This is a genomic window from Streptomyces sp. KMM 9044 (assembly GCF_024701375.2).
Lineage (GTDB): Bacteria > Actinomycetota > Actinomycetes > Streptomycetales > Streptomycetaceae > Streptomyces.
The window spans coordinates 6,964,946-6,989,146 of the sequence record NZ_CP113910.1 but is presented as its reverse complement, the minus strand read 5'-3'; the positions used below and the strand labels follow the sequence as shown (position 1 = coordinate 6,989,146).

Below are 24,201 nucleotides of genomic sequence, written 5' to 3'. Positions count from 1 at the left end.
TCCGCAGCCGGACCGCAACAGTACCCGACGGCATCACCGGCCGTCCGGCACATCTCCTGTGGTCGGCGAGCCCACGGGGCGGGCGGTCCGCAGGAGGGCGGGAGGGCGGACAGAACCGGTGCGTGCCGGTGTTCCCGGACACCCCTTACGGTTGAGTCCAAAACCACCTGAGCACCACTAGCAACGGAATCGCCGATCACGTGAGCATCACCCGCGGCTTCACCGGCCGCCCCCGCGTGCACAATCCCGGCCTGCCGCCCGGTCAGTACGACGCGGGCGACGAATGGCCCGTCCTGTCCGCCGAGGTCACGCCCGACCTCGCGCCCGCCGACTGGGCGCTGCGGATCGACGGGCTGGTGGCAGAGCCCCGCACCTGGAACTGGGAGCAGGCCCACGCCCTGCCGGCCTCGGTGTACGAGGGCGCGATCCACTGTGTGACGGGCTGGTCGAAGTTCGGGGTGCGGTTCGGGGGCGTCTCCCTGGACGCCTTCTGGGAGGTGGCCCGGCCCCATGGGGCCGCCACACATGTGGTCGCCTACGCGCACACCGGCTACACGGCCAACCTGCCGCTCGCGGACCTGACCGGCGGGCGGGCCTGGATCGCCTGTGCGTACGACGGCCGGCCACTCGCACCGGAGCACGGCGGCCCGGCCCGGCTGATCGTGCCGCATCTGTACTTCTGGAAGAGCGTCAAGTGGATCGCGGGCCTGCGGCTCCTCGACCACGACGAGCCGGGGTTCTGGGAGGGCAACGGCTACCATGCGCGTGGCAATCCCTGGGAGGAACAGCGGTACTCCGGTGACTGAGATGGCTGGAGTGGTTGAAGTGGCTGAGGCGGCCGAAGGGACTGCGGTGGCGGGGTGTGCGGCGCAGCCGCAGGGGGCACGGAGCCGGAGGGCGGAGGCCTCACCGGCGCCGTTCGCCCCTCCGACACGGTTCGCCGTGCCCGGGCGCATCGGGGTGAGCAAGCAGACGGCCTCGGTGTGGCGGACTGCGACACTGACCGGCATCCGTCGCGAGACCCCGCGCGCCGCGACCTTCCGCTTCGCCGTGCCGGGATGGCCGGGGCATGTGCCCGGTCAGCATCTGCTGCTGCGGCTGACCGCCGAGGACGGCTATGTGGCCCAGCGCCACTACTCGATCGCGTCCGCGCCGGACGACTCCGGGCACGTCGAGCTGACCCTGGACCATGTGGCGGGCGGCGAGGTGTCGGGCTGGTTCCACTCGGTGGCCCGGCCCGGCGACCGGGTCGAGGTGCGTGGTCCGCTGAGTGGCTTCTTCGCCTGGCCGGGCGACCGGCCCGCACTCCTGGTGGGTGCCGGCTCGGGCGTCGTCCCGCTGATGTCGATGGTGCGGCACCACAGGGCCCGGAGCCTGTCGCTGCCCCTGCGACTGCTGGTGTCGGCGCGCAGCCCCGAGGAGCTGATCTACAAGGGTGAGTTCGGCGCGGAGACCCTGCCGGTGTTCACCCGCAGCGCGCCACAGGACGTGGCCGTGGGACGTATGGCGGCCGCACATGTGGCGCCGATCCTGGCCGAAGCACCTCCGGGTGGGTGGGAGGCCTATGTGTGCGGCTCCAACTCCTTTGCCGAGCATGCCTCCAGGCTGCTCGTCGCGGCCGGACAGCCCGTGGACCGGATCCGTATCGAGCGCTTCGGCTGACCCGCGCCGGGAGGGGCGGAGCCGGGGCAGGCCGGCCCGGCTGCCGTTCCGCACCCGTCGACAGCAAACGCTTTCCACGCCCTTTACCTGCGCCTCTCTGTTCTTGTATATACATGAACAGAGTCCGGCGAAGGGTCTGGCGGGCGCTACGACGGCCCGCGTACGGTGTGATCGCTCCGTACGGTCCCGGCACAAAGGCGGTTCCTCATGCCCCTGTTCGATCTTCCCCTCGACGAACTGCGCGCCTACCGCAGCGTGTCCACGGCACCGGACGACTTCGACGCGTTCTGGAACAGGACGCTCACGGAGGCTCGCGAGCACGATCTGGACGCCCGCTTCGAGCCGGTCGACACGGGCCTGGCCACGGTGCGGGTCTTCGACGTGACCTTCGCCGGATTCGGGGGCCACCCGGTCAAGGGCTGGCTGACATTGCCGGCCGGGGCCGGGGCCCCGCTGCCGCTGGTCGTGCAGTTCATCGGTTACGGCGGTGGCCGCGGGCTGCCCCACGAGCATCTGCTGTGGGCCTCGACGGGCCGGGCCCACTTCGTGATGGACACCCGCGGCCAGGGCAGCGCCTGGGGCGGCGGTGGCGGCACGGCGGACCCGGAGGGCGGCGCACCCGCGTACCCCGGGTTCATGACACGCGGCATCGACGCGCCCGAGAACTACTACTACCGCCGGGTGTTCACGGACGCGGTACGCGCGGTGGAGGCGGCCCGCTCCCACCCCCTGACCGATGCGGCACGCACTGCGGTTCTCGGCTCGAGCCAGGGAGGCGGCATCACCCTCGCGGTGGGCGGGCTGGTCCCGGACCTGACGGCGGTGGCCCCGGACGTGCCGTTCCTGTGCGACTTCCCGCGGGCGACGACGCTCACCGACCGGCATCCGTACCGGGAGATAGGCCTCTACCTGAGGACGCACCGGGGCCGTACCGACGACGCCCTGCGCACCCTGTCCTACTTCGACGGCGTGCACTTCGCCGCCCGCGGCTCGGCGCCCGCGCTGTTCTCGACGGGACTCGAGGACCAGACCTGCCCGCCTTCGACGGTCTTCGCGGCGTTCAACGCCTGGAGGCACGACGACAAGTCGATCGAGGTGTACGACTTCAACGACCACGAGGGTGGCGGCCCCTTCCAGGAGGCGGCCCAACTCCGGTGGATGCGCTCGCACCTCTGAAGCGCCGAACCGCGGACTTTCGGACAGGACGGGCGGGCGGGCTCCCGCGATTGGTCCGACTCCCGGAGAATGGACTCGGCCGCCGCCGCACCGCACGCACGTCCCCGCACGACACCGTGCGGGGACGTCGCCCCGGTCCTGTTTCGGCCGAACTTCCGGACCACCCTTCCCTGGTGGTTTAGACCAATGATGGACGTGGTGGCACAACGAACCCACGCCGTCGCGGAACGTCACCAACAGGAGGTGCGGCATGGCCCGCACCACCCCGCACGATCCTCCACAAACCTCGCCACCCACCACACCGCGCAGCGTTCCACACGGCCCTCCGCACTTCGGTGACGAACCGCTCTACCGGCGGATCGCGACGGAGCTGCTCGGCGAGCTGCGCGACGGAGCCATTCCACCCGGCGAACATCTCCCGGGCGAGGGGCAGTTGGCCGATCGCTTCGGGGTGAGCCGGGAGACCGTACGGCAGGCGCTGGAGGTGCTGCGCCGCGACGGTCTGGTCGCCACCGACCGGCGGGGCAGCCATGCCGCCCTGCAGGGGCTGCCGGTGGAGACGGCCGCCTCGCTCACCTTCCCGGTCGGCGCGCAGTACGCCGGCCGGGGCGCGACGGCACGGGCCACTGTGTCCCGGGAGGCTCCGCCGCCCGGGCACGCCGAGGCGCTGGCTCCGGCACCCTCCCGGCCGATGCTGGTGCACCGCTACTGGTCCGCGTCGGCCGACGGGCGCGAACTGCGTACGGCGGTGAGCTCGTTCTCCGCCGTCGCGCTCTCGGAGGTCGAGGAGCTGGCCCGCTGCCGCGACCGCGCCGACGGCGCCACCGCCGCGGAGTTGCGGCGCGCCTACGACTGGCTGCGCAGGGCCGGTCTGACGCTGCACCACCGCGACACGATCACCAGGATCGCGGGCACACCGTCCGTACGGGTCACCCGGCGGGGGCACGACCAGTACGCCCGGCCGCTGGAGATCACTGAGCTGATCGTGGACGCCCAACAGGACTCACTCGTCTACGGGTTCACCCTGCCCGCAGCGGTCTGACCGGCACGGCGGACGACGAGGGCCTGCTCGGCGGATCAAGCCGGAGGCAACCGGCAGTGCCTGTTCCGCTGGGGTGAGCGGGGTCCGGTGCGTGCGGCTGCAAGGTGGAGGAGTGCGTCGACGCGCTGGGACGCCCCTGCTCGAAGAGCTTGGAGGAGTGCGTGCCGGAACCCCGCGTCTCCGCCGGGATCCGCCGGGATCCGCCGGGATCCGCCGGGATCCGCCGGGATCCGCCGGACAGACTACTGGCCGGCCCGCCGCTCCTCGGGTCGCTCGGCGACGACCAGACGGACGCGCGGACTGCCGTCCGGCCGCTGCCCGAACTCGGACAGCGGGTGGAGCTCGACCCGGAACCCGGCCCGGTCCAGCTCGCGCTGGAGATCATCGAAGCGGAGGGCGCGGTAGTACATGACGAACGGCGGGCGCCACACCGCGTTACGCACCCGCATCGCCGCGTCGAAGCCCAACAGCGCCCCGTACGCGAGGGAACCCGGCCGGGGCGGGGCGGCCACCGGGAAGGCGAACCGTCCGCCCGGCTGCAGTACACGGTGGACCTGGGCGAACAGCCCCGGCAGCTCAACCGGCAGGAAGTGGCCGAACGCCCCGAAACTCACCACCAGATCGAAGACCGGCCCGAACGGCAGCGTCCGTGCGTCCGCCCGCACCCATCCGGTCGTCGGCCCTCCGGGCCGGCTCCGCTCGCGCGCGACGCCGAGCATGCCCGCGCTGAAGTCGACGCCGGTGACACGCCGGCGGCACACCCATGCCAGCACGTCCATGCCCGCCCCGGTGCCGCAGCACAGATCGAGCCCGGAGTCGAACGGCCCCAGCCTCCGCAGTGCCTCGGCGGTGGCGTCGAGCACCGGGGCGGGCGTGCGGAAGGGGGTGTGGTCGAATTTCGGCGCGAGGAGGTCGTATCCACGTTCCACGGACGACAGCGCCTGGACGGCGAGTTCACTCAGGCGGGGGCCTTCTGGGCTGAACATCGGATCAGCCTAGCCCTGGGATCCGCCCGGAAGGCTAACCTCGTCCGCACTGTGCGATCCGCCGACTGTGAGGAGTTGTGATGCGGGCATTCCGTGAGGCCGTGGAGGCGCACGACATGGACGCCGCCGAAGCGCTGCTGGCCGAGGATGTCGTCTTCTCCAGCCCGGTCGTCTTCAAGCCGTACACCGGCAGGCCGGTCACCGCGGCGATCCTGCACGCTGTGGCGGAGGTCTTCGAGGACTTCCGTTATGTGCGGGAGGTCAATGACGCGAACGGCCGTGACCACGTACTCGTGTTCACCGCTCGGGTGGGCGACCGCGCGGTCGAGGGCTGCGACATCGTCCATGTCGACGACCACGGCCGCATCGACCGACTCACCGTGATGGTCCGTCCCTTGTCGGGTGCGCAGGCGCTCCAGGCGGCCATGGCCGCGAAGTTCGACCAGATCGCGCGGGCCGCGCAGGACCGCTCGGCCTGAACAGCTGCGTCCGAACCGCTCCGCCCGGGACTCTCGTTCCGAACCGCTCCCCCGTCCCCGCCCGAGGGCCCGCCGGTCGCTTCCGGCGGGCCCTCTTCCGGCTTCACCCCTTCGCACATATACACCCCAGTGGTACGGTGCGGTCAGCACTCTTTTCGCGCCCTCATTCAGGCGTCGGTGCCAGTTCTTCCTCAGATTCTCATCGGTTCGCCGTTCCGCCCGTCGTTCCGGGCCGGCCGTCCGGCATTTCCACACCACCTCGTGAGCAGGGTTCACCGCCATGGCCGAGGTGCTGTTCCCACTGCCCCGAGTGCTGCATGCGTCCTCCTGCGCGGTTCTCCCCTTCCCCGCACGTGTCACCTCCCCCAGTCGTCCACGAAAGGACCGTCCCCGTGACCACCGCACTCGACCGCCCCACCGTCCAGCAACAGCCCAGGCCCGTCAGCGGCGTCCTCGACATCGACCCGGCCGGGAAGGGGCACCTGCGGGCCGGCACCTGTCTGCCCTCCCCCTCCGACCCCGCCGTCCCTCTCTCCCCCCCCCCGCCGCACTCCGCCGCACTCCGCCGCACTCCGCCGGTACGGCCTGCGCAAGGGCGACCTGGTCGAGGGCCTGCGCAGCGACCGGTACGGCCTGACCGAGGTCACCCGGATCAACGGCCGGACCCTCGAAGCGCAGCACGACCGGCCCCGCTTCGGGGAGCTGACGCCGCTTCACCCGCAGGAGCGGCTGCGTCTGGAGCACCCCGCGTCCGGGCTGGCCGGGCGCGTCGTCGATCTGCTCGCCCCTGTCGGAAAGGGGCAGCGGGGCCTGCTCGTGGCCCCGCCGAAGACCGGCAAGACCGTACTGATCCAGCAGCTCGCGGCGGCCGTCGCGGGAAACCACCCCGAGTGCCGCCTGATGGTGGTGCTGCTCGACGAACGCCCCGAGGAGGTCACCGACATACGGCGCTCGGTGCACGGCGAGGTGTACGCCTCGGCCTTCGACCGGCCCGCCAAGCAGCACATCGCCCTGGCCCGGCTGGTGATCGAGCGGGCCAAGCGGCTGGTCGAGGCGGGCGAGGACGTCGTCGTCCTGCTCGACTCGCTGACCCGGCTCTGCCGCGCGTACAACAACGCCGCCGCCTCCGGTGGCCGCACCATGAGCGGCGGGGTCGACGCCACGGCGCGGATCGGACCGAAGCGGTTCTTCGGTGCCGCGCGCGGGGCCGAAGAGGGCGGTTCACTCACGATCCTCGCCTCGGCCCTGGTGGAGACCGGTTCCCGCGCCGACGAATTCTACTTCGAGGAGCTCAAGGGAACCGGCAACATGGAGCTCCGGCTGAGCCGTGAAGCGGCGTCCCGCCGGCTGTTCCCGGCCGTCGACATCGTCGCGTCCGACACCCGCCACGAGGAACTGCTGCTCACGCCGGCGGAGTTGACGGCCGCCCGCGGTCTGCGCAGGGTGCTGCAGTCCCGGGACGGGCAGTCCGGCCTGGAGACACTGCTGGAGCGGGTGCACGAGGCCCCCGACAACGCGGCCTTCCTCCGGCGTGTCCAGCCCACCCTGCCTGGCAGCTGACGCCCCGGGCGGCCGGCTGTTCCCGGCACCCGGCCGTTTCGGCCGCCGTACCTCCCGGCCGCGGGCAGTCGTTGCCGTCGTACCGCCGTGCGGCATCCGAGTGCTTGCGGAGGGCCTCCGGCCCGGTCATCGCGGCCGTCCGGGATCTCCTTCCTACGTTTGCGGTATGACTGTCGGTTTTGCTTCGCGGGCGGCCGTATCCACCTGTGCCCTCTGCACAGCGGGCCTGCTGGCGTTCGCCCCCGCCACGGCGAATGCCGGTACGCGCGCGGACCCCGCGCCGTCGCCCGGCTCCGGAGCACGGATGGCCGCGGGACCGCGGGCCACGCCCGCGGCGGCACCTGATGCGCTGCTGTACCGCTCCGGCACCCAGGTCCGCCCGCGCGCCGGGGCGCCCGAGCTCCCGGAGCTGTCCGCCCGGTCGTGGCTGGTGGCCGACGCCGGCTCCGGTGCGGTGCTCGCCGCGCACGACGCGCACCGCAGGCTGCCGCCCGCCAGCACCATCAAGACCCTGTTCGCACTCACCCTGCTGCCCGTCCTGCCCGCCGGTATCCGGCACACCGTCAGCGAGGAGGAACTGACGGACGTCGGCCCCGGCAGCAGCCGTGTCGGGGTCGCCGAGAACCTCACCTACCGGATCTCCGACCTGTGGAACGGGGTCTTCCTCAGCTCCGGCAACGACGCCGTGCGCGTGCTGGCCTCGCTCAACGGCGGCTGGAAGGCCACCGCCGAACGGATGCAGGACAAGGCCCACGCCCTCGGCGCCCACGACACACGGGTGAAGTCGCCCGACGGCTACGACGCCCCGGGCCAGGTGTCGTCGGCGTTCGACCTGGCGGTGTTCGGCCGAGCCGGCCTGCAGAACCCCGACTTCGTCCGGTACTGCTCCCGCGAGGAGGCCGTGTTCCCGGGCCGCGACGACGGGTCGTACGCAATCCGCAACACCAACCGGTTGCTCACCGGCTCGGACGGGGTGGAACGGTACCCGGGGATCGTCGGGATCAAGAACGGCTACACCAGCGGCGCCGGCCACACCCTCGTGTCGGCGGCCCGCCGGGACGGACGCACTCTCGTGGTGACGGTGCTGAACCCCCGACGGGGTGGTGCGCACGCCGTGTACGAGGAGGCCCGCACGCTGCTGGACTGGGGGTTCGAGGCGTCGGACGAGGTCGATGCAGTGGGGTCGTTGGACGCCCTGCAGGTCGTGTCGCTGCCGGGGCCCGAGGCACAGCCCACGGCCGCCCCGGCCCTCACCACGGTTCCGGCGGCACGGGACGACGGGTCCGAGCGGACGGTGGTGTGGACCGTGGCGGGCACGGCACTGCTGGGCGCGGTGGGCACGGGCCTGTTCCTGCGGCTCAGGTGGGGCCCGGTGGTACAGGACTGACCGGCCGCACCGCACCGCACCACCCCGCACCGCACCGCACCGCGCTCATCACGCCGCCCATCACGCCGCTCGGCACTCCGAAAGGCCGTCAGCCTCGTGCGGCGGTCCCGGACAGCGGCTCCAACGCCGGTACCGGGCAAAAACCGCCGTCCGGCAGGCCGCCGCCGAGCAGCGGTTCGCCGGCGCGGTGAGCACGGCCTGGTCACCCCCTGCGCGGGAGAGGGCGGCCGCGGTCACCGGCACGCGGGCCCGGTCGGCTCCGTCGGAGATCTTCACGGCGACGGCGCTGCCGTCGGGCAGGGCCCGGATGTCGCCCCCGACCTGCTGGTCTGGTCGCGCCGTCAGGCGATCCGGGCACAGAGCCCCGCACGATTCGCGGGCAAGCACCAGGCCGCCCTGTTCCCCCCTGCTGACCCTGGAGGGTCTCAACCTGAGTCTCAGCAGCTTCAAGGCCCTGCGTGGCCCTGCGGTGAAGCGGCCGGTGCTGGAGAGGACCCTGCTCGTCGCCCACTTCGCCGTGTACTTCGGCGGCCTGTTCGCGGTGCTCTCCCCCCGGCAGGGCGCTCGCCTTCGCCGCCGTCCACCAAGGTCCGTTCGGAATCTACCTCGGCTCCGTGTTCGCCCCCAACCACAAGGACCTGCCGATGGCCGAGGAGGCCGAGGAGGGGGAGGAGGGGGAGGAGGGGGAGCGGCTGGACTTCCTGCGCCGTCAGGTCCTCACCTCCCGCAACGTCACGGGCGGTGTGTTCGTCGACGTCTTCATGGGCGGGCTGAACCACCAGATCGAGCATCATCTCTTTCCCAGCGTGCCCACCCCCGCTCTCGGCCGGGCCCAGGTCATCACCGAGCGGTACTGCGCCGAGCTGGGCATCCCGTACTGCCGGACGGGGCTGTTCCCCTCGTATGTCACGGCGCTGCGCCATCTCAGGAACGTGGGGGAACCACTGCGCGAGGCCCGCTGCCGGAAGGCGGCCCGCCTTCCGGCGGAAGGGCGGGCAAGGGCGGGCGGCCCACTACGCCCACAGCGCGTCGGCCAGGGCCGCGCCCGCGAACGCCGCGCCCAGGCCGACCGCGACGCTCGCCACGACGTTCACGGCGGCATAACGGGCGGCCCCCGCCTCGGTGAGGCGGAGCGTCTCGTAGGAGAAGGTGGAGTACGTGGTCAGGGCACCGCACAGACCGGTTCCCAGCAGCAGCTGGAGTCGCGGGCCCGAGGCGCCCGCGGCCACCGCGCCGGTGAGCAGGCCGAGCATCAGGCAGCCGGCGACGTTCACCGTGAAGGTCCCCCAGGGGAAGACCGAGTCGTGCCGGGACTGCACCGCACGGTCGGTGAGATAACGCAGCGGCGCCCCGACCATGGCGCCCAGTACGACCAGCAGCCAGGTCACGGACCCTCGCCCTCCGGCCCGGATGTGTGGGCACGACGGTCGCCGTCCGGGTAGCGGACGACCTCGCAGGTCTCGAGGGTCACCAGACCTTCGGTGACGAGCGCGTCCAGCTCCGGCAGGAAGGCGCGCACACGCTCCTCGGTGTCGACGACCACGACCGCCACCGGCAGGTCCTCGCTCAGGGAGAGCAACCGGGAAGTGTGGACGAGCGAGGAGGCACCGAAGCCCTCGACACCGCGAAAGGCACTGGCTCCCGCCAGTCCTGCCGCGTGGGCACGGTGGACGATCTCCGAGTAGAGGGGCCGGTGGTGCCAGGTGTCGCTCTCCCCGATGAACACGGTCAGGCGCAGGGCGCTGCCGGTCAGCCGTGTCATGACTGCCTCCTCTTCAGAACGCGGCGGGCCGCGGACGCGGCCGCCCACACGGCGGCCAGCGCCGCGAGCGGGGTGACGGCCAGGTAGACGAGGGCGAGACCCCCGCTGCCGCCGTCGAACAGGTTCCGGCCGTCGACGGCATAGGCCGAGAAGGTGGTGAAACCCCCGAGGACACCGGTGCCGAAGAACGGGCGGACGAGGGGGTGGGCGGCGCGGACCTCCGTGACGATCACCAGGAAGACGCCGATCACGGCGCAGCCTGTGATGTTGACCCCCAGGGTCGTCCACGGGAAGCCGTCCGCCGGTGTCGGCCACCACAGGGAGGCGGTGTGGCGGCCGGCGGCGCCCGCTCCCCCGCCAACCGCGACCACGGCGACGACGGGAGCGTGCGCGCGCAGGAGGGGGCGTGCACGGTGGGCTTGGGCGGGTGGGTGCGGGGGTGGCACGGGCCTATGTCTCCTACTCGTCGAGCGGCCCGGACGTACGGGCGCGCGTCTGCAACAAGTAGGGACCGTTGGCGGCGGTGCCGCGGTTCGGTTACGGCGGGCCCCACCGCCGCGCCGCAGGACGTACTCACGGCCGAGAACCAGTCTAACGCCCGCGGCCACGGGAGCCCACGGACGTGTATGCCGTCAGCCGTATGCGCTACCAGCCCTTTTCGAGCATCCGCGCGACCTCGGCGATCCGCACCTCGTCGCACCGGTAGTACGGACGCCCGGCGGCGGCGGTGCGCAGCAGGCCGACGGCCGCGAGCAGCCGGAGGTGGGTGAGGGCGACCGGGTGGGTCATGCCGAACCGGCCGGCGACGGCCTCCGCGGTGGCGCCGTGTTCGGCGCGGCCGGGTTCCCCCGGCCAGGCCAGGATGTGCAGCCGTGTCCCGTCGTCGGGAGTCCTGATCATGTTGTCCGCCTCCGCCCCGGCGTCCTCTCCGGGCGCTTTTACCGTCCCGCGGCCGACGCCTTCGTGTCAGGCTCTCCGGCGCGTTGTCCCGGAGAGCCGAACCACCCCGTGAGAAAGACGGCTGAAGAGCACAGGGACTCCACGGCGCACCAGTGCGGGGCCCGGCCGCACACGTCCCGTCGGTGCACGGCCGGGCCCCGGAGTACGTCAGGAGCTCACACGCTCACCGGTGGCCGAACCACGACATCGCGGGCAGCGCCCGGTCGTCGTAGCCGAACAGCGCCTGGTTGTCCCAGCCGTTGCCGGAGGCCGGGCCGGCCGGGTCCCAGCCGTTGCCGGTGCGGGCGGTCCAGGTGGCCGCCCAGTAGAAGATCCCGAGGCCGCGCCCGTTCGGAACGGCCTCCACGATGCTCGCCACGTCGTTCGTCCACCGGGTGTCCGCTGATGAAGGTGTACCAGGACGCCTTCGGCAACGGCGACATCCACTCGGCCGCCGCGCAGGCCGCCCTTCAGCGGCTACGCGCTGGCGGTCTACCGCTTCCGGGGCCGCGAGACGCTGTTCAACGTGCTGCTCGCGGGTGTGCTGCTGCCGCCGGCGATCCTCGCCGTCCCGCAGTACCTGCTGCTCGCCCAGGTGGACCTCACGGACTCCTACCCGTCCGTGCTGCTGCCGCAGATCCTCTCCCCCCGTGCGGCGTCTACCTCGCGCGGATCTACGCCGCGGCGTCGGTGCCGTCGGACGTGGTGGAGGCCGGGCGGATGGACGGGGCCGGCGAATGGCGCATCTTCACCCGGGTCGCGCTTCCGGTGATGCTGCCCGGACTGGTGACGGTGTTCCTGCTCCAGTTCGTCGCGATCTGGAACAACTTCCCGCTGCCGTACATCATGCTCAGCGACAACAAGAAGTTCCCCATCACGCTCGGTCTGCACACGCTCCTCGAACAGGGCTCCAACACCCCGGCGTTGTACACCCTGGTGATCACGGGTGCGTTCCCCGCGGTGTTCCCTCTGGCCGCGCTCTTCCCGGTCATCCAGCGGTTCTGGAGCCTGAATCTGCTGTCCGGAGCCGTAAAGTCATGCCCCTGAGCAACACGGGGGGGCAGGCGCAGGCCGCCGACGATCCATGACGTGGCGCGCGAGGCCGGTGTCTCGCGCGTGCTCAGCGGCGGCCACTACGTCAGCCCGTCCGCGGCGGAAGCGGTCAGCACCGCGATCCGCAGGACGGGTTACGTGGTGAACCGGCACGCCCGCTCGCTGATCACCGGCCGCTCCGACTCGGTGGGCTTCCTGCTGACGGATCCTCAGGAGCGGTTCTCCGAGGATCCCGACTTCAATGCTCTGCTGCGTGGTTGCACGCAGGCACTGGGCGCGCACGACATTCCGCTGCTGTTGATGATCGCCGGCACGCAGGCCGAACGGCGGCGCATAGTGCGGTGCATCACCGCCGGGCATGTCGACGGGGTGCTGCTGGTCTCCAGTCACTCGGGCGATCCGGTGGCCGAGGAGCTGCGGGCCGCGGGCGTCCCGCTGGTCGCGTGCGGCAAGCCGACCGGACTGGGTGCCAAGGTGAGCCACGTGGCCGCGGACGACCGGGACGGCGCCCGTGACATGGTGCGCCATCTGCTGTCGCTCGGCCGGCGCAGGGGGGGCATGGTGACCGGCCCGCTCGACACCCCGGGCGGCGTGGAGCGCCTCGCCGGGTACAAGGAGGTGCTCGCCGAGGCCTGCATCGGGAGCGACGAGCGGCTCCTCGTCTCCGGCGACTACAGCAGGGCCAGCGGCGAGGCGGGCGCGGAGCGGCTGCCGGCCGGGGCGCCCGACATGGACGACGTGTTCGTCGCCTCGGCCCTGATGGCGCCGCAGGGCGTGCTGACGGCGCTGCACCGCGCGGGGCGGCGGGTACCGGAGGACGTGGCGGTCGGCGGCTTCGACGACTCCCAGGCCGCGGTCTCCACCAGTCCCGGCCTGACCACGATCCGGCAGCCGTGGGACCGCATCGGCTCCGAGAGGGTACGGGTTCTGCTGGCCCAGGTCGGCGGTGAGGACCCGGCAACGGTGATCCTCCCGACGGAACTGGTGAAGCGCGGGTCGGCCTAGGAACACGCGCCGGGCCCGGGCACGACGCGCACCATCCCCTCATTAGTTGAATATCGAACAAATGTTACTGTTCAACCATGACAGCGGACACGGTCGGCGTCCGGCTCGAGGAGCGGTGGCGGGAGATCCTGGCGGTGCACGCCCGCACCCTCGGCGAGATCGATCGTGCGCTGCATCCGCACGGTCTCGGCGCATCCGACTTCGAGGTGCTCGACCTGCTCGCGACCGCGTCGCCCCGGGAGGGCGAGCAGTGCAGGGTGCAGAATCTGGGCGGGCGGGTCCACCTCAGCCAGAGTGCACTGTCGCGCCTCATCGCCCGGCTGGAGAAGGACGGCCTGGTCGCCCGCAGCATCTGCGCGGAGGACCGGCGGGGCGTCTACGTCACGCTCACCGGCAAGGGCCGCGCCCTGCACGCCGGGGTACTGCCGCTCCAGCGCGCGGCCCTGGCACGCGCGCTCGGCGAGTGGCCCGCCGCACCGGACGGCCGCGGCATGCCCGGCGGCGCGCCTAGGGACGGGCAAGCAGGGTGCGCACCCCCTCGGACGTCAGTGTGAGGCGGTGCTCCGAGCTGCCGTCGATGGTGAGGGACAGCTCGTCGGCCGGCCATTGCGCGGCCAGCGCACCGAGCGGCACCAGCCGGTAGCGGGAGACGAAGGGCAGCAGCCCCGACATCTCCAGTTCCGAGGTGAACACCGGCACCACCTGGATGCCGTCCGGCTGCTCCATCACGGGCAGCGCGACCGCGCCGGGCTCGGCGGCCTCGTCGCCCGCGTCGTCGGGCACGGGGATGAGTACGTCACTGTGGGCGAGTGCGTCCAGTGCCGCCGCGTCCTGGGTGTTCTCGGCGAGAGTGTTCAGGGCCCGCTGGGCGGACGTGGGGGCGTTGTTCTCGTGCGCGGGTGTCTCCATGGCAGTTTCCCTCGTAACGGCGGTCGTACGGACCCGTCCCGGACGGAACCGGCGGATCGGCGGATCGGCAGATCAGCGGTCGGGCCGGGATCCGCTCCGGGATCCGCTCCGGGCGCGGTCCTGCACGCGTACCCGATCGCGCGGGCCGCAATCCTGACGGGCACCCGGAGGGCGGGCACCCCCTCAGAACCCCCTGATCGGCACGGTTATCATATGAGCGACGCCTAGCTCGAAAGATAATCCTGTGACTGTCAACGAAGACTCGTTCACCAACTGGAAACACCGCGAGGAAATCGCGGAGTCGATGATCCCGGTCATCGGGAAGCTCCACCGCGAGCGCGACGTCACCGTCCTGCTGCACAGCCGCTCCTTGGTGAACAAGTCGGTGGTCTCGATCCTCAAGACCCACCGCTTCGCCCGTCAGATCTCGGGCCAGGAGCTGTCGGTCACCGAGACGCTGCCGTTCCTCCGGGCGCTCACCGCACTCGACCTCGGCCCGTCCCAGATCGACCTCGGTCTGCTCGCCGCGACCTACCGCACCGACAACCGCGGACTGTCGGTGGAGGAGTTCACCGCCGAGGCCGTGGCGGGCGCCACCGGTGCCCACAAGATCGACCGGCGCGAGCCGCGCGACGTCGTCCTCTACGGCTTCGGCCGTATCGGCCGGCTCCTCGCCCGCCTGCTCATCGAGAAGTCCGGCTCCGGCAACGGCCTGCGGCTGCGCGCCATCGTGGTCCGCCGGGGCGGCGAGCAGGACATCGTCAAGCGCGCCTCCCTGCTGCGCCGCGACTCCGTGCACGGGCAGTTCCAGGGCACGATCACCGTGGACGAGGCGAGCAGTACGATCGTCGCCAACGGCAACACCGTCAAGGTGATCTACGCCGACGACCCGTCACAGCTGGACTACACGGCGTACGGCATCAAGAACGCCATCCTCATCGACAACACCGGCACGTGGCGCGACCGCGAGGGCCTCTCGCTGCACCTGCGGCCCGGCGTCGACAAGGTGGTGCTGACCGCGCCCGGCAAGGGTGACGTGCCCAACATCGTGCACGGCGTGAACCACGACACCCTCAAGCCCGACGAGCAGATCATCTCCTGCGCGTCCTGCACCACCAACGCGATCGTCCCGCCACTCAAGGCGATGGCGGACGAATACGGCGTACTGCGTGGCCACGTGGAGACCGTCCACTCGTTCACCAACGACCAGAACCTGCTGGACAACTACCACAAGTCCGAGCGCCGCGGCCGCTCCGCGCCGCTGAACATGGTGATCACCGAGACGGGTGCCGCCTCCGCCGTCGCCAAGGCACTGCCCGACCTCGACGCGACGATCACCGGCAGCTCGATCCGGGTCCCGGTGCCGGACGTCTCCATCGCGATCCTCAACCTGCGACTGGGCCGCGAGGCCGGCCGCGGCGAGGTGCTCGAGTACCTCCGCGAGGTGTCGCTCACCTCACCGCTGAAGCGTCAGATCGACTTCATCAGCGCCCCCGACGCGGTCTCCAGCGACTTCATCGGCTCGCGGCACGCCTCGATCGTCGACGCCGGAGCCCTCAAGGTCGAAGGCGACAACGCGATCCTGTACCTCTGGTACGACAACGAGTTCGGTTACTCCTGCCAGGTCGTCCGGGTCGTCCAGTACGTCTCCGGGGTGGAGTACCCGACCTTCCCGGCGTCGGCCCAGGCTTCCTGACCGCCAGGCACGGACACGGGCAGGCAGGCAGGACATACCGCCGGAAGGTACGCGGAGGATACGGCGGGGCGGGCCGGCGAGCAGTCGGCCCGCCCCGCCGCTCCGCGCCGGCCCCCTCAACTACCCATAGGTAAGGGCATGTTCAGGCCCCAGGCGACGATGTGGTGGCGAAACCGCGTTACGTCGAGGTCCGGATCGGTAACGATCGGCTCGTATCGGTTGCCCAGCCCGGCACAGTTCCTAGTCTGCGAACATGGCGCTTTTCAGTAGTCGTACCGGTAAACGTCCCCGTATTGTCCCCGCTCTCGACGACGACGCACTCGCGCGCGTCCTCCGGCAGGTGAGCAAGCGCGGTGGAGGTGTCAAGTCGACAGAGGTGACTCTCGTCGCGGGGTTCCTTGAGGAGACCGGGGACAACTGGGACCGGCGCAGCCATCGGGTGTCCGTGCTGGCCGGGGAGACGGCCGAATCGGGATCCGACCTGGCCTCGGCCTGGCTGACCAGGTCGCCGAAGGATCCCGACGCGCTGGTGTTCCACTCGTGGGTCGGCCTGATGCACGGCCTGCGGGACAGACACCTGGAGGACGCGGGGCAGTTGGTGACCCAGTGCCACCGGGCCGCGGAGCTGAGTCCGGCGGATCCGCTGCCCTGGGTGGTCCTGCTCGGCATGGCCCGCATCGAGCGGTATCCGCAGAGCGAGGTCAACGCCATCTGGCGGGAGGCCACCGGACGCGACCGCTGGCACCGCGAGGCCTATCTGCAGATGCTCGCCCATCTGTCGCCGGAGGAAGGGGGTTCGAGTGCGGCCGTCCTGGACTTCATCGATGTGGTGCGCGCCCGGATACCGGCCAACGCGCCGTGCGCCGCGATCGAACTGACCGCGGCCGTCCGGCAGTACCAGGGACTGGTGGCGCAGGGCGGTGTCCGGGCCATGACGGCCGACCAGCTGTGGAACGGCGGGCAGATCGCGGCCTCGCTCGAGCAGGCCGCATCCCTCTGGGCGAAGCCGGGATTCTTCCAGCACGCGGCGGCCCAGGCGGACCTGAACGTCCTGGCGTACGCGCTGTGCGCGGCCGGCCGGGCCGTCGACGCGCACCATGTCTTCGAGGCGCTCCAGGGCACGGTGACCCCGTGGCCGTGGGACGACGACGGACCCGCGGTCCAGCGGTTCGAACAGCACAAGGCCAAGGCGGAGCGGGGACGGCAGGGCGGCGTCAGAGGGGCCTGACGCCGCCTCACCGCGCGCACCGTCAGTCCTGTTCCCGGGCCAGGATGTCCGTGACGGCCTTCCGCAACGCCGCCGCGGGGTCCACCGCCGCCCCTTCGGAGCGCCACGCCACGAATCCGTCGGGGCGGACCAGGACCGCGCCGTCCCCGGTGACGCCGTGGGCCTGGGCCCAGTCCACTCCGTCGTCCGGCGTCAGGTCCGCGGCGGGGCCGGTACCGATCCGGTAGGCGCCGAGCGGCACCTGCAGCTGCTGTGCCGTTCGTGCCGCCGCGGTGTGCCAGGCGCCGTCGCCCGACTCGCCGGTCAGCAGCACCAGGGACCGCTCGTACAGGTCGAGGGTGGAGATGCGGACGCCGTCGCGGTCCAGCCACAGGTGGGGGGCCCGGGTGCCCGGCTCTCCCGTCAGCTGCAGCCCCTCCGGGACGACCGGCGCCGCCGGGTCGCCGCCGACGACCGCGCCCTGCGGATAGCGGTAGCCCAGCGCCACGTTGAGGATTCCGCCCTTGGGGCCCTTGCTGCCGGCGCCCGCCGCGGGCGTGTAGCCGGGGTGACTGTGCTCGGCCGAGCGGTTCGAGGCACGGGCGCTGGTCGCCTCCGCGACCGGCCGGCGCTCGGCCTCGTAGGACTCCAGCAGTCGGGGGCCCGCCCAGCCGGCATGGACGGCGGCCAGCTTCCAGGCGAGGTTGTGCGCGTCCTGGATGCCGGTGTTGGAGCCGAACGCCCCGGTGGGCGACATCTCGTGGGCCGAGTCGCCGGCGAGGAAGACTCGGCGGTCGGTGTACCGGTCGGCGACCCGCTCGGCAGCGTGCCAGGCGGCCCGGCCGGTGATCTTGACGTCGAGGCCGGGCACGCCGACCGCCCGCCGGATGTGGGCGACGCACCGCTCGTCGGTGAACTCCTCGAGTGTTTCGCCGTCCTCGGGGTGCCAGGGTGCGTGGAACACCCAGTTCTCGGTGTTGTCGACGGGCAGCAGTGCCCCGTCGGCCTCCGGGTTCGTCAGGTAGCAGACGATGAACCGCCGGTCGCCGACGACACCTGCGAGGTCGCGGGAGGAGAAGGTGACGCTCACGTTGTGGAACAGGTCGCCCGGACCGCTCTGCCTGATGCCGAGCCGCTCCCGCACGGGGCTGCGCGGGCCGTCCGCGGCGACCAGGTAGTCCGCGCGGACGGTGGTGGGCTCGCCGGTCTCCCGGCTCTTGACCTGGGCCGCCACCCCGTCGTCGTCCTGCTCGAACGACATCAGCTCGGTCGCGAAGCGCAGATCGCCGCCGAGTTCACGGGCGTGGGCCAGCAGCACCGGTTCGAGGTCGTTCTGGCTGCACTGGCACCACCCGGCGGGGCTGAACCGGGCCAGCCCGCCTCCGGGGTCGATCTCCTTGAACAACCACTCGCCGTCGCCGTCCGCCAGGCTCGGCGTCTGCATGATGCCGTGGTTGTCCGCGAGGACCGACGCGACCTCCCTGATCCGCTGCTCCACTCCGGCCACCCGGAACAGCTCCATGGTGCGCACATTGTTGCCTCGCCCGCGCGGGTGGACCGACGTGCCCGTGTGACGTTCGACGAGCATGTGCGGCACGCCCAGACGCCCCAGGAACACGGACATGGACAGACCCACGAGGGAGCCGCCGACGATGAGAACGGGGGTCCGGTGGCCGGTCTCGCCGGCCTCTTGCAATCGGTTCATTGAAGTTCCTCCAGCGTCGCCCTCGACGGGCGAGGGAACAGGACGCCGCATCCATGCCCGTTACGGACCGATTCGCGTCCCGGCGGCACCCGGTTGGCGCGTGGTTCACCCACCTGCTCCGTGTGTCTCGCGCACATCGCGGGGCGCGTCAATGATCGGTTCAGGGCGAGCCCTGCCGTTTCGGCGACGAGGCCGTTTCCGACCTCCACTGAAGAGCCTTTCGTGAAGAAGAGGAGAGGTGCGCCGGATGACCACGACGGAACGCACGACCGGACCCATGGCGGGACGCATAGCGCAGTCGGCGTTCGACGGATCCAGGCTGCGGGTGATTCTGCTGCTCGACCTGTACGACGGGGCGCAGGAGCAGTTCCTCGAGGCTTACGAACACATGAGCAGCAAGGTCGCTTCCATTCCCGGGCACATCCAGGACCAGCTCTGCCAGTCGATCGAGAACCCCTCGCAGTGGCTCATCACCAGCGAGTGGGAGAGCGCACTCCCTTTCCTCGCCTGGGTGAACAGCGAGGAGCACATCGAGATCGTCCGCCCGATGCACAGCTGTGTCCGCGACACCCGCTCCGTGCGCTACAGCGTCCTGCGCGAGACGGAGCCGCGCCCCGGGGCGAAGACGCGGTCCGGTCTGCAGGCGCAGGTCCGTGTGGGCGCCGGGGTGGCCCGCCACGCGCTCACTTTCACCGTCAAGCCGGGCAGCGAGTCCAAGGTCGCGGAGCACCTGGCCGGGTACACGTCTCCCAAGGCCCTGCTGGAAACGGACACGAGACTGCGTCGCACCTCCGTGTTCATGCACGGCAACCGCGTGGTGCGGTGCATGGAGGTCGAGGGGGACCTGGCCGCAGCGCTGCGCCACGTGGCCGCCCGGCCCGAGATCCGGGCAGTCGAAACGGCCATAGACCCCCACCTGGAGCAGGAGCGGGATCTGTCCGATCCCGGCTCGGCGCGGGTGTTCTTCACCCGGGCCGCGCTCCCCTCCGTGCACCACGTCCGCGCGGACGGCCCCGAGCCCGCCGGTCTGCGGCGGCACGCGCTGTACTACCCGGCCGTCCAGGGCCGGGGCATGGAGCTGGCCCGGTTCCTCGCCCATCAGGACCAGGCCGCGGCCTGCGACCCGGACAGCCGCGTCTTCACGAGCACCGTCTTCCAGCGCGACGACATCGTGGTCCGCATGGTCGACGTCACCGGCGACCTCGACCGCGACCCCGAATGGGCCCTGGGCGTCAAGGGTGCGGGGAGGGCGGCGGAGCTGGAGCGGCTCCTGGACGGCGCTGCGGTCGGCGTCGACGTCCCGCTGAACTCGGAGCGCAATCTCAACCGGCTGCTGTCGCACGCCGACATGCTGCCCGTCACCGACCGCAGCGCAGCGGATTCCTGACGGCAAAACGTGGTGACGTCCGCGGCCGGCCGCCCGGGCGCCCCCCCGCCCCACCCGGAGGTACCAACCATGTCCAAGCAGCATCCACGCATCGTGGACCTGAGCGAGACGGAACCCAACAGAAGGCGCGGAGGCGACCTCAGGACCCTCCTCACCCCGGCCACGGTGGGTTCCACCAGCGGCTTCATGGGTCTGGCCGTCATCCAGCCCGGTGAGCGCATCGGCGAGCACTACCACCCGTACTCCGAGGAGTTCGTGTACGTCGTCAGCGGCGCGCTCGAAGTCGATTTGGACGGGGAGCCGTTCGCGCTGCGGGCCGAGCAGGGTCTGATGATCCCGATCGACATGCGGCACCGCTTCCGCAACGTCTCCGACGCCGAGGCCCGCATGGTCTTCCACCTGGGCCCGCTGGCCCCGCATCCGAGCCTCGGGCACGTCGACACCGAGGAGAACGCCGGCTCCGAGGCCGGCCCCCAGCTGACCGTGGGCGGGCCGGTCGCGTCCGGGACCGGACAGGGCCGGCCGGCCGGGCGCAGTGAGGCTATAAAGTGACCCGCCGGGTGGCCGTCACCGGTATCGGGGTGGTCGCTCCCGGCGGCACCGGGGCGACGGCGTTCTGGGACCTTCTGGCGGCCGGTCGCACCGCGACCCGCGGCATCACCCTGTTCGACCCGAGCGGCCTGCGCTCGCGGATAGCCGCCGAGTGCGACTTCGACCCGTTCGACCACGGACTCGATCCGGATCTGTGCCAGCACGCCGACCGGTACATCCAGTTCGCCGTGGTCGCCGCCGGGGAGGCGGTCCGCGACTCCGGGCTCGACCAGGCCGGCGACGACCCGTGGCGCACCGCGGTGTCGCTGGGCAGCGCGGTCGGCGGCACCACCCGGCTGGAGCACGACTACGTCCAGGTCAGCGAGCACGGCACCCGCTGGAACGTGGACCACCGGGCGGCCGACCCCAAGCTGCACCTGGCGTTCCAGCCGAGCACGCTCGCCTCGGTCGTCGCCGAGCGGTTCGGCGCGCGGGGCCCGGTGCAGACCGTCTCCACGGGCTGCACCTCCGGGCTCGACGCGGTCGGATACGGCTTCCACACCATCGCCGAGGGCCGGGCCGACGTCTGCATCGCCGGGGCCTCCGACTCTCCGATCTCGCCGATCACGATGGCGTGCTTCGACGCCATCAAGGCGACGTCGCCGAACAACGACGACCCGGAGCACGCCTCCCGCCCCTTCGACGCGCACCGCGACGGGTTCGTGATGGGCGAGGGCGCGGCTGTCCTGGTCCTCGAGGAGTACGAGCACGCGCGGGCCCGTGGCGCGCGGATCCACTGCGAGATCGGCGGTTACGCCACGTACGGCAACGCCTACCACATGACCGGTCTGACCACCGAGGGCCTGGAGATGGCGCGGGCCATCAACAGCACCCTCGACCAGGCCCGTATCGATCCCACACTGATCGACTACGTCAACGCGCACGGCTCCGGCACCCGGCAGAACGACCGGCATGAGACGGCCGCGGTGAAGCGGTCCCTCGGGGCCCACGCCTACGACACGCCCATGAGCTCCATCAAGTCGATGGTGGGGCACTCGCTGGGCGCGATCGGCGCGATCGAGGTGGTGGCCTGCGTGCTCGCCCTGCGGCACCAGGCCGTACCGCCGACGGCGAACTACGAGACCCCCGACCCCGAGTGCGACCTGGACTACGTGCCGCGCACCGCCCGCCCCCGGAAGCTGAGGAACGTGCTCTCCGTCGGCAGCGGCTTCGGCGGCTTCCAGTCCGCGGTACTGCTGACCGGGCCGGGTGGGAGGACACCATGAGCAGCACTCGGCAACCCCGCCGCGCGGCCGTCACCGGCATCGGTGTGATCGCACCCAACGGGCAGCGGACCGACGCCTACTGGAAGTCCGTCAGTGAAGGCATCGGCGTGCTGGACCGCATCACCCGTGAGGGCTGCGGGCACCTGCCGCTGCGGGTGGCGGGCGAGGTCCGCTCCTTCGACGCGGCGGCCCTCATCGAGGACCGGTTCCTGGTCCAGACCGACCGGTTCAGTCATTTCGCGATGGCGGCTGCCGCCCTCGCCCTCGACGACGCCGGGCTCGGCAGCGGTGATCCCGCGGAGCCGTTCTCCGTCGGCGTGGTCACCGCGGCCGGCTCCGGCGGCGGTGAGTTCGGGCAGCGTGAGCTGCAGAAGCTGTGGGGGCAGGGCCCCCGGTTCGTCGGCCCGTACCAGTCCATCGCCTGGTTCTACGCCGCGAGCACCGGACAGATCTCCATCCGCAGCGGTTTCAAGGGCCCGTGCGGTGTGGTGGCGAGCGACGAGGCCGGTGGTCTCGACTCCCTCGCACACGCCGCCGGTGCGGTCCGGCGCGGCACCGACACGATGGTCGTCGGGGCCGCGGAGGCCCCGCTGGCCCCGTACTCGATGGTCTGCCAGCTCGGCTACCCCGAGATCAGCGCCGTCGAGGACCCGGACCTCGCCTACCGCCCCTTCACCGCGAAGGCCTGCGGGTTCGTGCCCGCCGAGGGCGGTGCGCTGCTCGTCGTCGAGGACGAGAAACGGGCCCGCGAGCGGGGGGTACCGGTGCGGGCCACCCTCGCCGGCCATGCCGCCACCTTCACCGGCGCCTCTCGGTGGGAGGAGTCGCGGGAGGGTCTGGCCCGCGCGATCCGCGGCGCCCTCGACGAGGCGGGCGCCGCGCCGGAGGACATCGACGTGGTGTTCGCCGACGCGATGGGCGTACCGGAGGCGGACCGCGCCGAGGCGCTGGCGATCGCCGACGCGCTGGGCGCGCACGGCAGGCGGGTACCCGTCACTGCGCCGAAGACCGGTTTCGGACGGGCCCACTGCGCGGCGCCCGTGCTGGACACGGTGGCCGCGGTGCTCGCCATGGAACACGACCAGGTGCCGCCCACGCCCAACGTGTTCGACATCTGCCACGACCTCGACCTGGTGATGGCGCGTGCTCGGCCCGCCGAGCTGCGCACGGCCCTCGTCCTCAGCAGGGGACTCATGGGCTCCAACGCGGCGCTGGTCGTGCGCCGCGGCGGCGAATCCGCCCGGTAGGTCCGGGCGCGGAAGGAGCAGACACACATGATCACCGCTGAAGTGACCGTCGACGAACTGGCCGTCCTGATGAAAAAGGCCGCCGGCATCACCGTCGACCCGCAGGAGCTGAAGCAGGCCGCGGAGTCCCCCTTCGACAGTTTCGGCCTCGACTCGCTCGGCCTGCTCGGCATCGTCGGTGAGCTGGAGAACCGTTACGGCCTCTCCTTTCCTCCCGACTCGGAGCGCTGCAGGTCGCCCCGGGAGTTTCTGGACCTCGTCAACAGCACCCTCAAGGCTGGAGCCTGAAAGTGGCAGGACACACCGAGAACAGCATCACCGTCGACGCTCCCTTCGACCTCGTCTGGGAGATGACCAACGACCTCGAGAACTGGCCGGACCTGTTCAGCGAGTATGCGTCGGTCGAGGTGCTCTCCCGCGAGGGCGACACCACGACGTTCCGGCTGACCATGCACCCGGACGACAACGGGAAGGTGTGGAGCTGGGTCTCCGAGCGCACCCCCGACCGGGCCCGCCGGACCGTGCGCGCCCGCCGTGTCGAGACGGGCCCGTTCGCCCACATGAACATCCTGTGGGAGTACGAGCAGCTGCCGGACGGCGTCCGGATGAACTGGACGCAGGACTTCGCGATGAAACCCGACGCACCGGTCGACGACGCCTGGATGACGGACAACATCAACCGCAACTCTCGTACGCAGATGGCGCTCATCCGGGACCGGATCGAGCAGGCCTCCGACGAGCGCAGGAACACCGCGTCCGTCACCTCCCGCTGACCGCCGACCGATCCGGAAAGGACCGTCGATGCACCACGCACTCATCGTGGCCCGTATGGCGCCCGGCTCGGCGTCACAGATCGCCGATGTGTTCGCCGCCTCCGACCGGGGTGAACTGCCTGGCCTGATCGGGGTGAGCGGACGCCGGCTCTTCCAGTTCGGCGACGACGTGTATCTGCACCTCATCGAGTCCGAGCGGGACCCGGCGCCCGCCATCGCGAAGGTGGCCGGACACCCCGAGTTCCGCGGCATCAGCGAACAGCTGGAGGCGTACGTCAGCCCGTACAACCCCCGGACCTGGCGCAGCCCCAAGGACGCCATGGCGCAGTGCTTCTACCACTGGGAGCGCGGCGCCGGCTCCTGAGCGGCCGGCCCGGAACGCCCCGAGGCCGCTGGTCCCGTGCGTGTC

Annotated in this window: 24 protein-coding genes and 4 pseudogenes; 20 read left to right on the top strand and 8 right to left on the bottom strand. The window is 71.5% G+C overall.

Annotated elements, in window-relative coordinates; all coding sequences use genetic code 11:
• Positions 1 to 200 precede the first annotated feature (200 nt).
• The 4 genes from HUV60_RS31375 (at position 201) to HUV60_RS31360 (ending at position 3,880) form a co-directional block, all read left to right on the top strand.
• Entirely contained in the window at positions 201 to 806 is a 606-nt protein-coding gene (locus tag HUV60_RS31375) for a sulfite oxidase-like oxidoreductase (RefSeq protein WP_257853428.1), read from the top strand.
• Between the two features lie 136 nt (positions 807 to 942).
• Complete coding sequence (locus HUV60_RS31370; RefSeq protein ID WP_257853427.1) at positions 943 to 1,662, top strand: ferredoxin reductase; 720 nt, start codon at positions 943 to 945, stop codon at positions 1,660 to 1,662.
• A gap of 207 nt (positions 1,663 to 1,869) precedes the next feature.
• A complete protein-coding gene (locus HUV60_RS31365; RefSeq protein WP_257853426.1) occupies positions 1,870 to 2,838 on the top strand; it encodes an acetylxylan esterase in 969 nt (322 codons plus the stop codon).
• A 250-nt stretch (positions 2,839 to 3,088) separates the two neighbouring features.
• A complete protein-coding gene (locus tag HUV60_RS31360) occupies positions 3,089 to 3,880 on the top strand; it encodes a GntR family transcriptional regulator (RefSeq protein WP_257853425.1) in 792 nt (263 codons plus the stop codon).
• A gap of 242 nt (positions 3,881 to 4,122) precedes the next feature.
• On the opposite strand, the gene HUV60_RS31355 is transcribed toward HUV60_RS31360, so the two are convergent.
• Complete coding sequence (locus HUV60_RS31355) at positions 4,123 to 4,866, bottom strand: class I SAM-dependent methyltransferase (protein ID WP_257853424.1); 744 nt, start codon at positions 4,864 to 4,866, stop codon at positions 4,123 to 4,125.
• Positions 4,867 to 4,946: 80 nt separating this feature from the next.
• On the opposite strand from HUV60_RS31355, the gene HUV60_RS31350 reads away from it, so the two are divergent.
• The 4 genes and pseudogenes from HUV60_RS31350 to HUV60_RS31330 form a co-directional block, all read left to right on the top strand.
• Positions 4,947 to 5,345: a nuclear transport factor 2 family protein gene (locus tag HUV60_RS31350; RefSeq protein WP_257853422.1), complete on the top strand. Its 399-nt coding sequence runs from the start codon at positions 4,947 to 4,949 to the stop codon at positions 5,343 to 5,345.
• 280 nt (positions 5,346 to 5,625) lie between these two features.
• Positions 5,626 to 6,905: pseudogene (gene rho, locus HUV60_RS31345) on the top strand (transcription termination factor Rho).
• 166 nt (positions 6,906 to 7,071) lie between these two features.
• Positions 7,072 to 8,292, top strand: a complete 1,221-nt coding sequence (locus HUV60_RS31340; RefSeq protein WP_257853421.1) for a D-alanyl-D-alanine carboxypeptidase family protein — start codon at positions 7,072 to 7,074, stop codon at positions 8,290 to 8,292.
• Positions 8,293 to 8,595: 303 nt separating this feature from the next.
• Positions 8,596 to 9,248: pseudogene (locus HUV60_RS31330) on the top strand (fatty acid desaturase family protein); the annotation flags it as partial.
• Positions 9,249 to 9,305: 57 nt separating this feature from the next.
• Here the strand turns inward: HUV60_RS31330 and crcB are convergent.
• From crcB to HUV60_RS31305, 5 genes and pseudogenes are all read right to left on the bottom strand, one after another.
• The gene (gene crcB, locus HUV60_RS31325; RefSeq protein ID WP_257853420.1) at positions 9,306 to 9,680 is read right to left on the bottom strand and encodes a fluoride efflux transporter CrcB; all 375 of its coding nucleotides are present in this window, start codon (positions 9,678 to 9,680) and stop codon (positions 9,306 to 9,308) included.
• Positions 9,677 to 10,054, bottom strand: a complete 378-nt coding sequence (locus HUV60_RS31320; RefSeq protein ID WP_257853419.1) for a DUF190 domain-containing protein — start codon at positions 10,052 to 10,054, stop codon at positions 9,677 to 9,679. The genes crcB and HUV60_RS31320 overlap by 4 nt, the downstream gene beginning before the upstream one ends.
• A complete protein-coding gene (locus HUV60_RS31315; protein ID WP_257853418.1) occupies positions 10,051 to 10,500 on the bottom strand; it encodes a FluC/FEX family fluoride channel in 450 nt (149 codons plus the stop codon). Before HUV60_RS31315 ends, HUV60_RS31320 begins: the two co-directional genes overlap by 4 nt.
• 199 nt (positions 10,501 to 10,699) lie before the next feature.
• A complete protein-coding gene (locus HUV60_RS31310) occupies positions 10,700 to 10,954 on the bottom strand; it encodes an ArsR family transcriptional regulator (protein WP_257853417.1) in 255 nt (84 codons plus the stop codon).
• Positions 10,955 to 11,177: 223 nt separating this feature from the next.
• A pseudogene (locus HUV60_RS31305) lies at positions 11,178 to 11,399 on the bottom strand (glycosyl hydrolase 53 family protein); the annotation flags it as partial.
• Positions 11,400 to 11,465: 66 nt separating this feature from the next.
• On the opposite strand from HUV60_RS31305, the pseudogene HUV60_RS31300 reads away from it, so the two are divergent.
• The 3 genes and pseudogenes from HUV60_RS31300 to HUV60_RS31290 all read left to right on the top strand — a co-directional run.
• Positions 11,466 to 12,040, top strand: a pseudogene (locus HUV60_RS31300) (carbohydrate ABC transporter permease); the annotation flags it as partial.
• A gap of 42 nt (positions 12,041 to 12,082) precedes the next feature.
• Positions 12,083 to 13,051, top strand: a complete 969-nt coding sequence (locus HUV60_RS31295; protein WP_257853415.1) for a LacI family DNA-binding transcriptional regulator — start codon at positions 12,083 to 12,085, stop codon at positions 13,049 to 13,051.
• 77 nt (positions 13,052 to 13,128) lie between these two features.
• Positions 13,129 to 13,605 (top strand): MarR family winged helix-turn-helix transcriptional regulator, encoded by a 477-nt coding sequence (locus tag HUV60_RS31290; protein WP_257853414.1) that lies wholly within the window; start codon positions 13,129 to 13,131, stop codon positions 13,603 to 13,605.
• Here the strand turns inward: HUV60_RS31290 and HUV60_RS31285 are convergent.
• Positions 13,559 to 13,960 (bottom strand): SseB family protein, encoded by a 402-nt coding sequence (locus HUV60_RS31285; protein WP_257853412.1) that lies wholly within the window; start codon positions 13,958 to 13,960, stop codon positions 13,559 to 13,561. The two genes, HUV60_RS31290 and HUV60_RS31285, sit on opposite strands and share 47 nt — an antisense overlap.
• Before the next feature lie 244 nt (positions 13,961 to 14,204).
• Here HUV60_RS31285 and HUV60_RS31280 point away from each other — a divergent pair, with 244 nt between their 5' ends.
• Together HUV60_RS31280 and HUV60_RS31275 are read left to right on the top strand one after the other, a co-directional pair.
• The gene (locus HUV60_RS31280) at positions 14,205 to 15,656 is read left to right on the top strand and encodes a glyceraldehyde-3-phosphate dehydrogenase (protein WP_257853411.1); all 1,452 of its coding nucleotides are present in this window, start codon (positions 14,205 to 14,207) and stop codon (positions 15,654 to 15,656) included.
• 253 nt (positions 15,657 to 15,909) lie between these two features.
• Positions 15,910 to 16,884, top strand: coding sequence for a hypothetical protein (locus HUV60_RS31275; RefSeq protein ID WP_257853410.1), 975 nt, complete (start codon positions 15,910 to 15,912; stop codon positions 16,882 to 16,884).
• Between the two features lie 22 nt (positions 16,885 to 16,906).
• Here the strand turns inward: HUV60_RS31275 and HUV60_RS31270 are convergent, their stop codons facing one another.
• Positions 16,907 to 18,568 (bottom strand): FAD-dependent oxidoreductase, encoded by a 1,662-nt coding sequence (locus HUV60_RS31270; protein ID WP_257853409.1) that lies wholly within the window; start codon positions 18,566 to 18,568, stop codon positions 16,907 to 16,909.
• A 247-nt stretch (positions 18,569 to 18,815) separates the two neighbouring features.
• Between HUV60_RS31270 and HUV60_RS31265 the strand changes: the two genes are divergently transcribed.
• The 7 genes from HUV60_RS31265 to HUV60_RS31235 all read left to right on the top strand — a co-directional run bounded on the left by HUV60_RS31265 (position 18,816) and on the right by HUV60_RS31235 (position 24,156).
• Positions 18,816 to 19,955, top strand: a complete 1,140-nt coding sequence (locus HUV60_RS31265) for a SchA/CurD-like domain-containing protein (protein ID WP_443047461.1) — start codon at positions 18,816 to 18,818, stop codon at positions 19,953 to 19,955.
• A gap of 69 nt (positions 19,956 to 20,024) precedes the next feature.
• Positions 20,025 to 20,507, top strand: coding sequence for a cupin domain-containing protein (locus HUV60_RS31260; RefSeq protein ID WP_257853408.1), 483 nt, complete (start codon positions 20,025 to 20,027; stop codon positions 20,505 to 20,507).
• A complete protein-coding gene (locus HUV60_RS31255; RefSeq protein ID WP_257853406.1) occupies positions 20,504 to 21,772 on the top strand; it encodes a beta-ketoacyl-[acyl-carrier-protein] synthase family protein in 1,269 nt (422 codons plus the stop codon). Before HUV60_RS31260 ends, HUV60_RS31255 begins: the two co-directional genes overlap by 4 nt.
• Positions 21,769 to 23,019 (top strand): ketosynthase chain-length factor, encoded by a 1,251-nt coding sequence (locus HUV60_RS31250; protein ID WP_257853405.1) that lies wholly within the window; start codon positions 21,769 to 21,771, stop codon positions 23,017 to 23,019. Before HUV60_RS31255 ends, HUV60_RS31250 begins: the two co-directional genes overlap by 4 nt.
• Positions 23,020 to 23,046: 27 nt before the next feature.
• Positions 23,047 to 23,307 (top strand): acyl carrier protein, encoded by a 261-nt coding sequence (locus HUV60_RS31245; protein ID WP_257853403.1) that lies wholly within the window; start codon positions 23,047 to 23,049, stop codon positions 23,305 to 23,307.
• Between the two features lie 2 nt (positions 23,308 to 23,309).
• Entirely contained in the window at positions 23,310 to 23,792 is a 483-nt protein-coding gene (locus tag HUV60_RS31240; RefSeq protein ID WP_257853402.1) for an SRPBCC family protein, read from the top strand.
• A gap of 28 nt (positions 23,793 to 23,820) precedes the next feature.
• Entirely contained in the window at positions 23,821 to 24,156 is a 336-nt protein-coding gene (locus HUV60_RS31235) for a TcmI family type II polyketide cyclase (RefSeq protein ID WP_257853401.1), read from the top strand.
• Positions 24,157 to 24,201 lie beyond the last annotated feature (45 nt).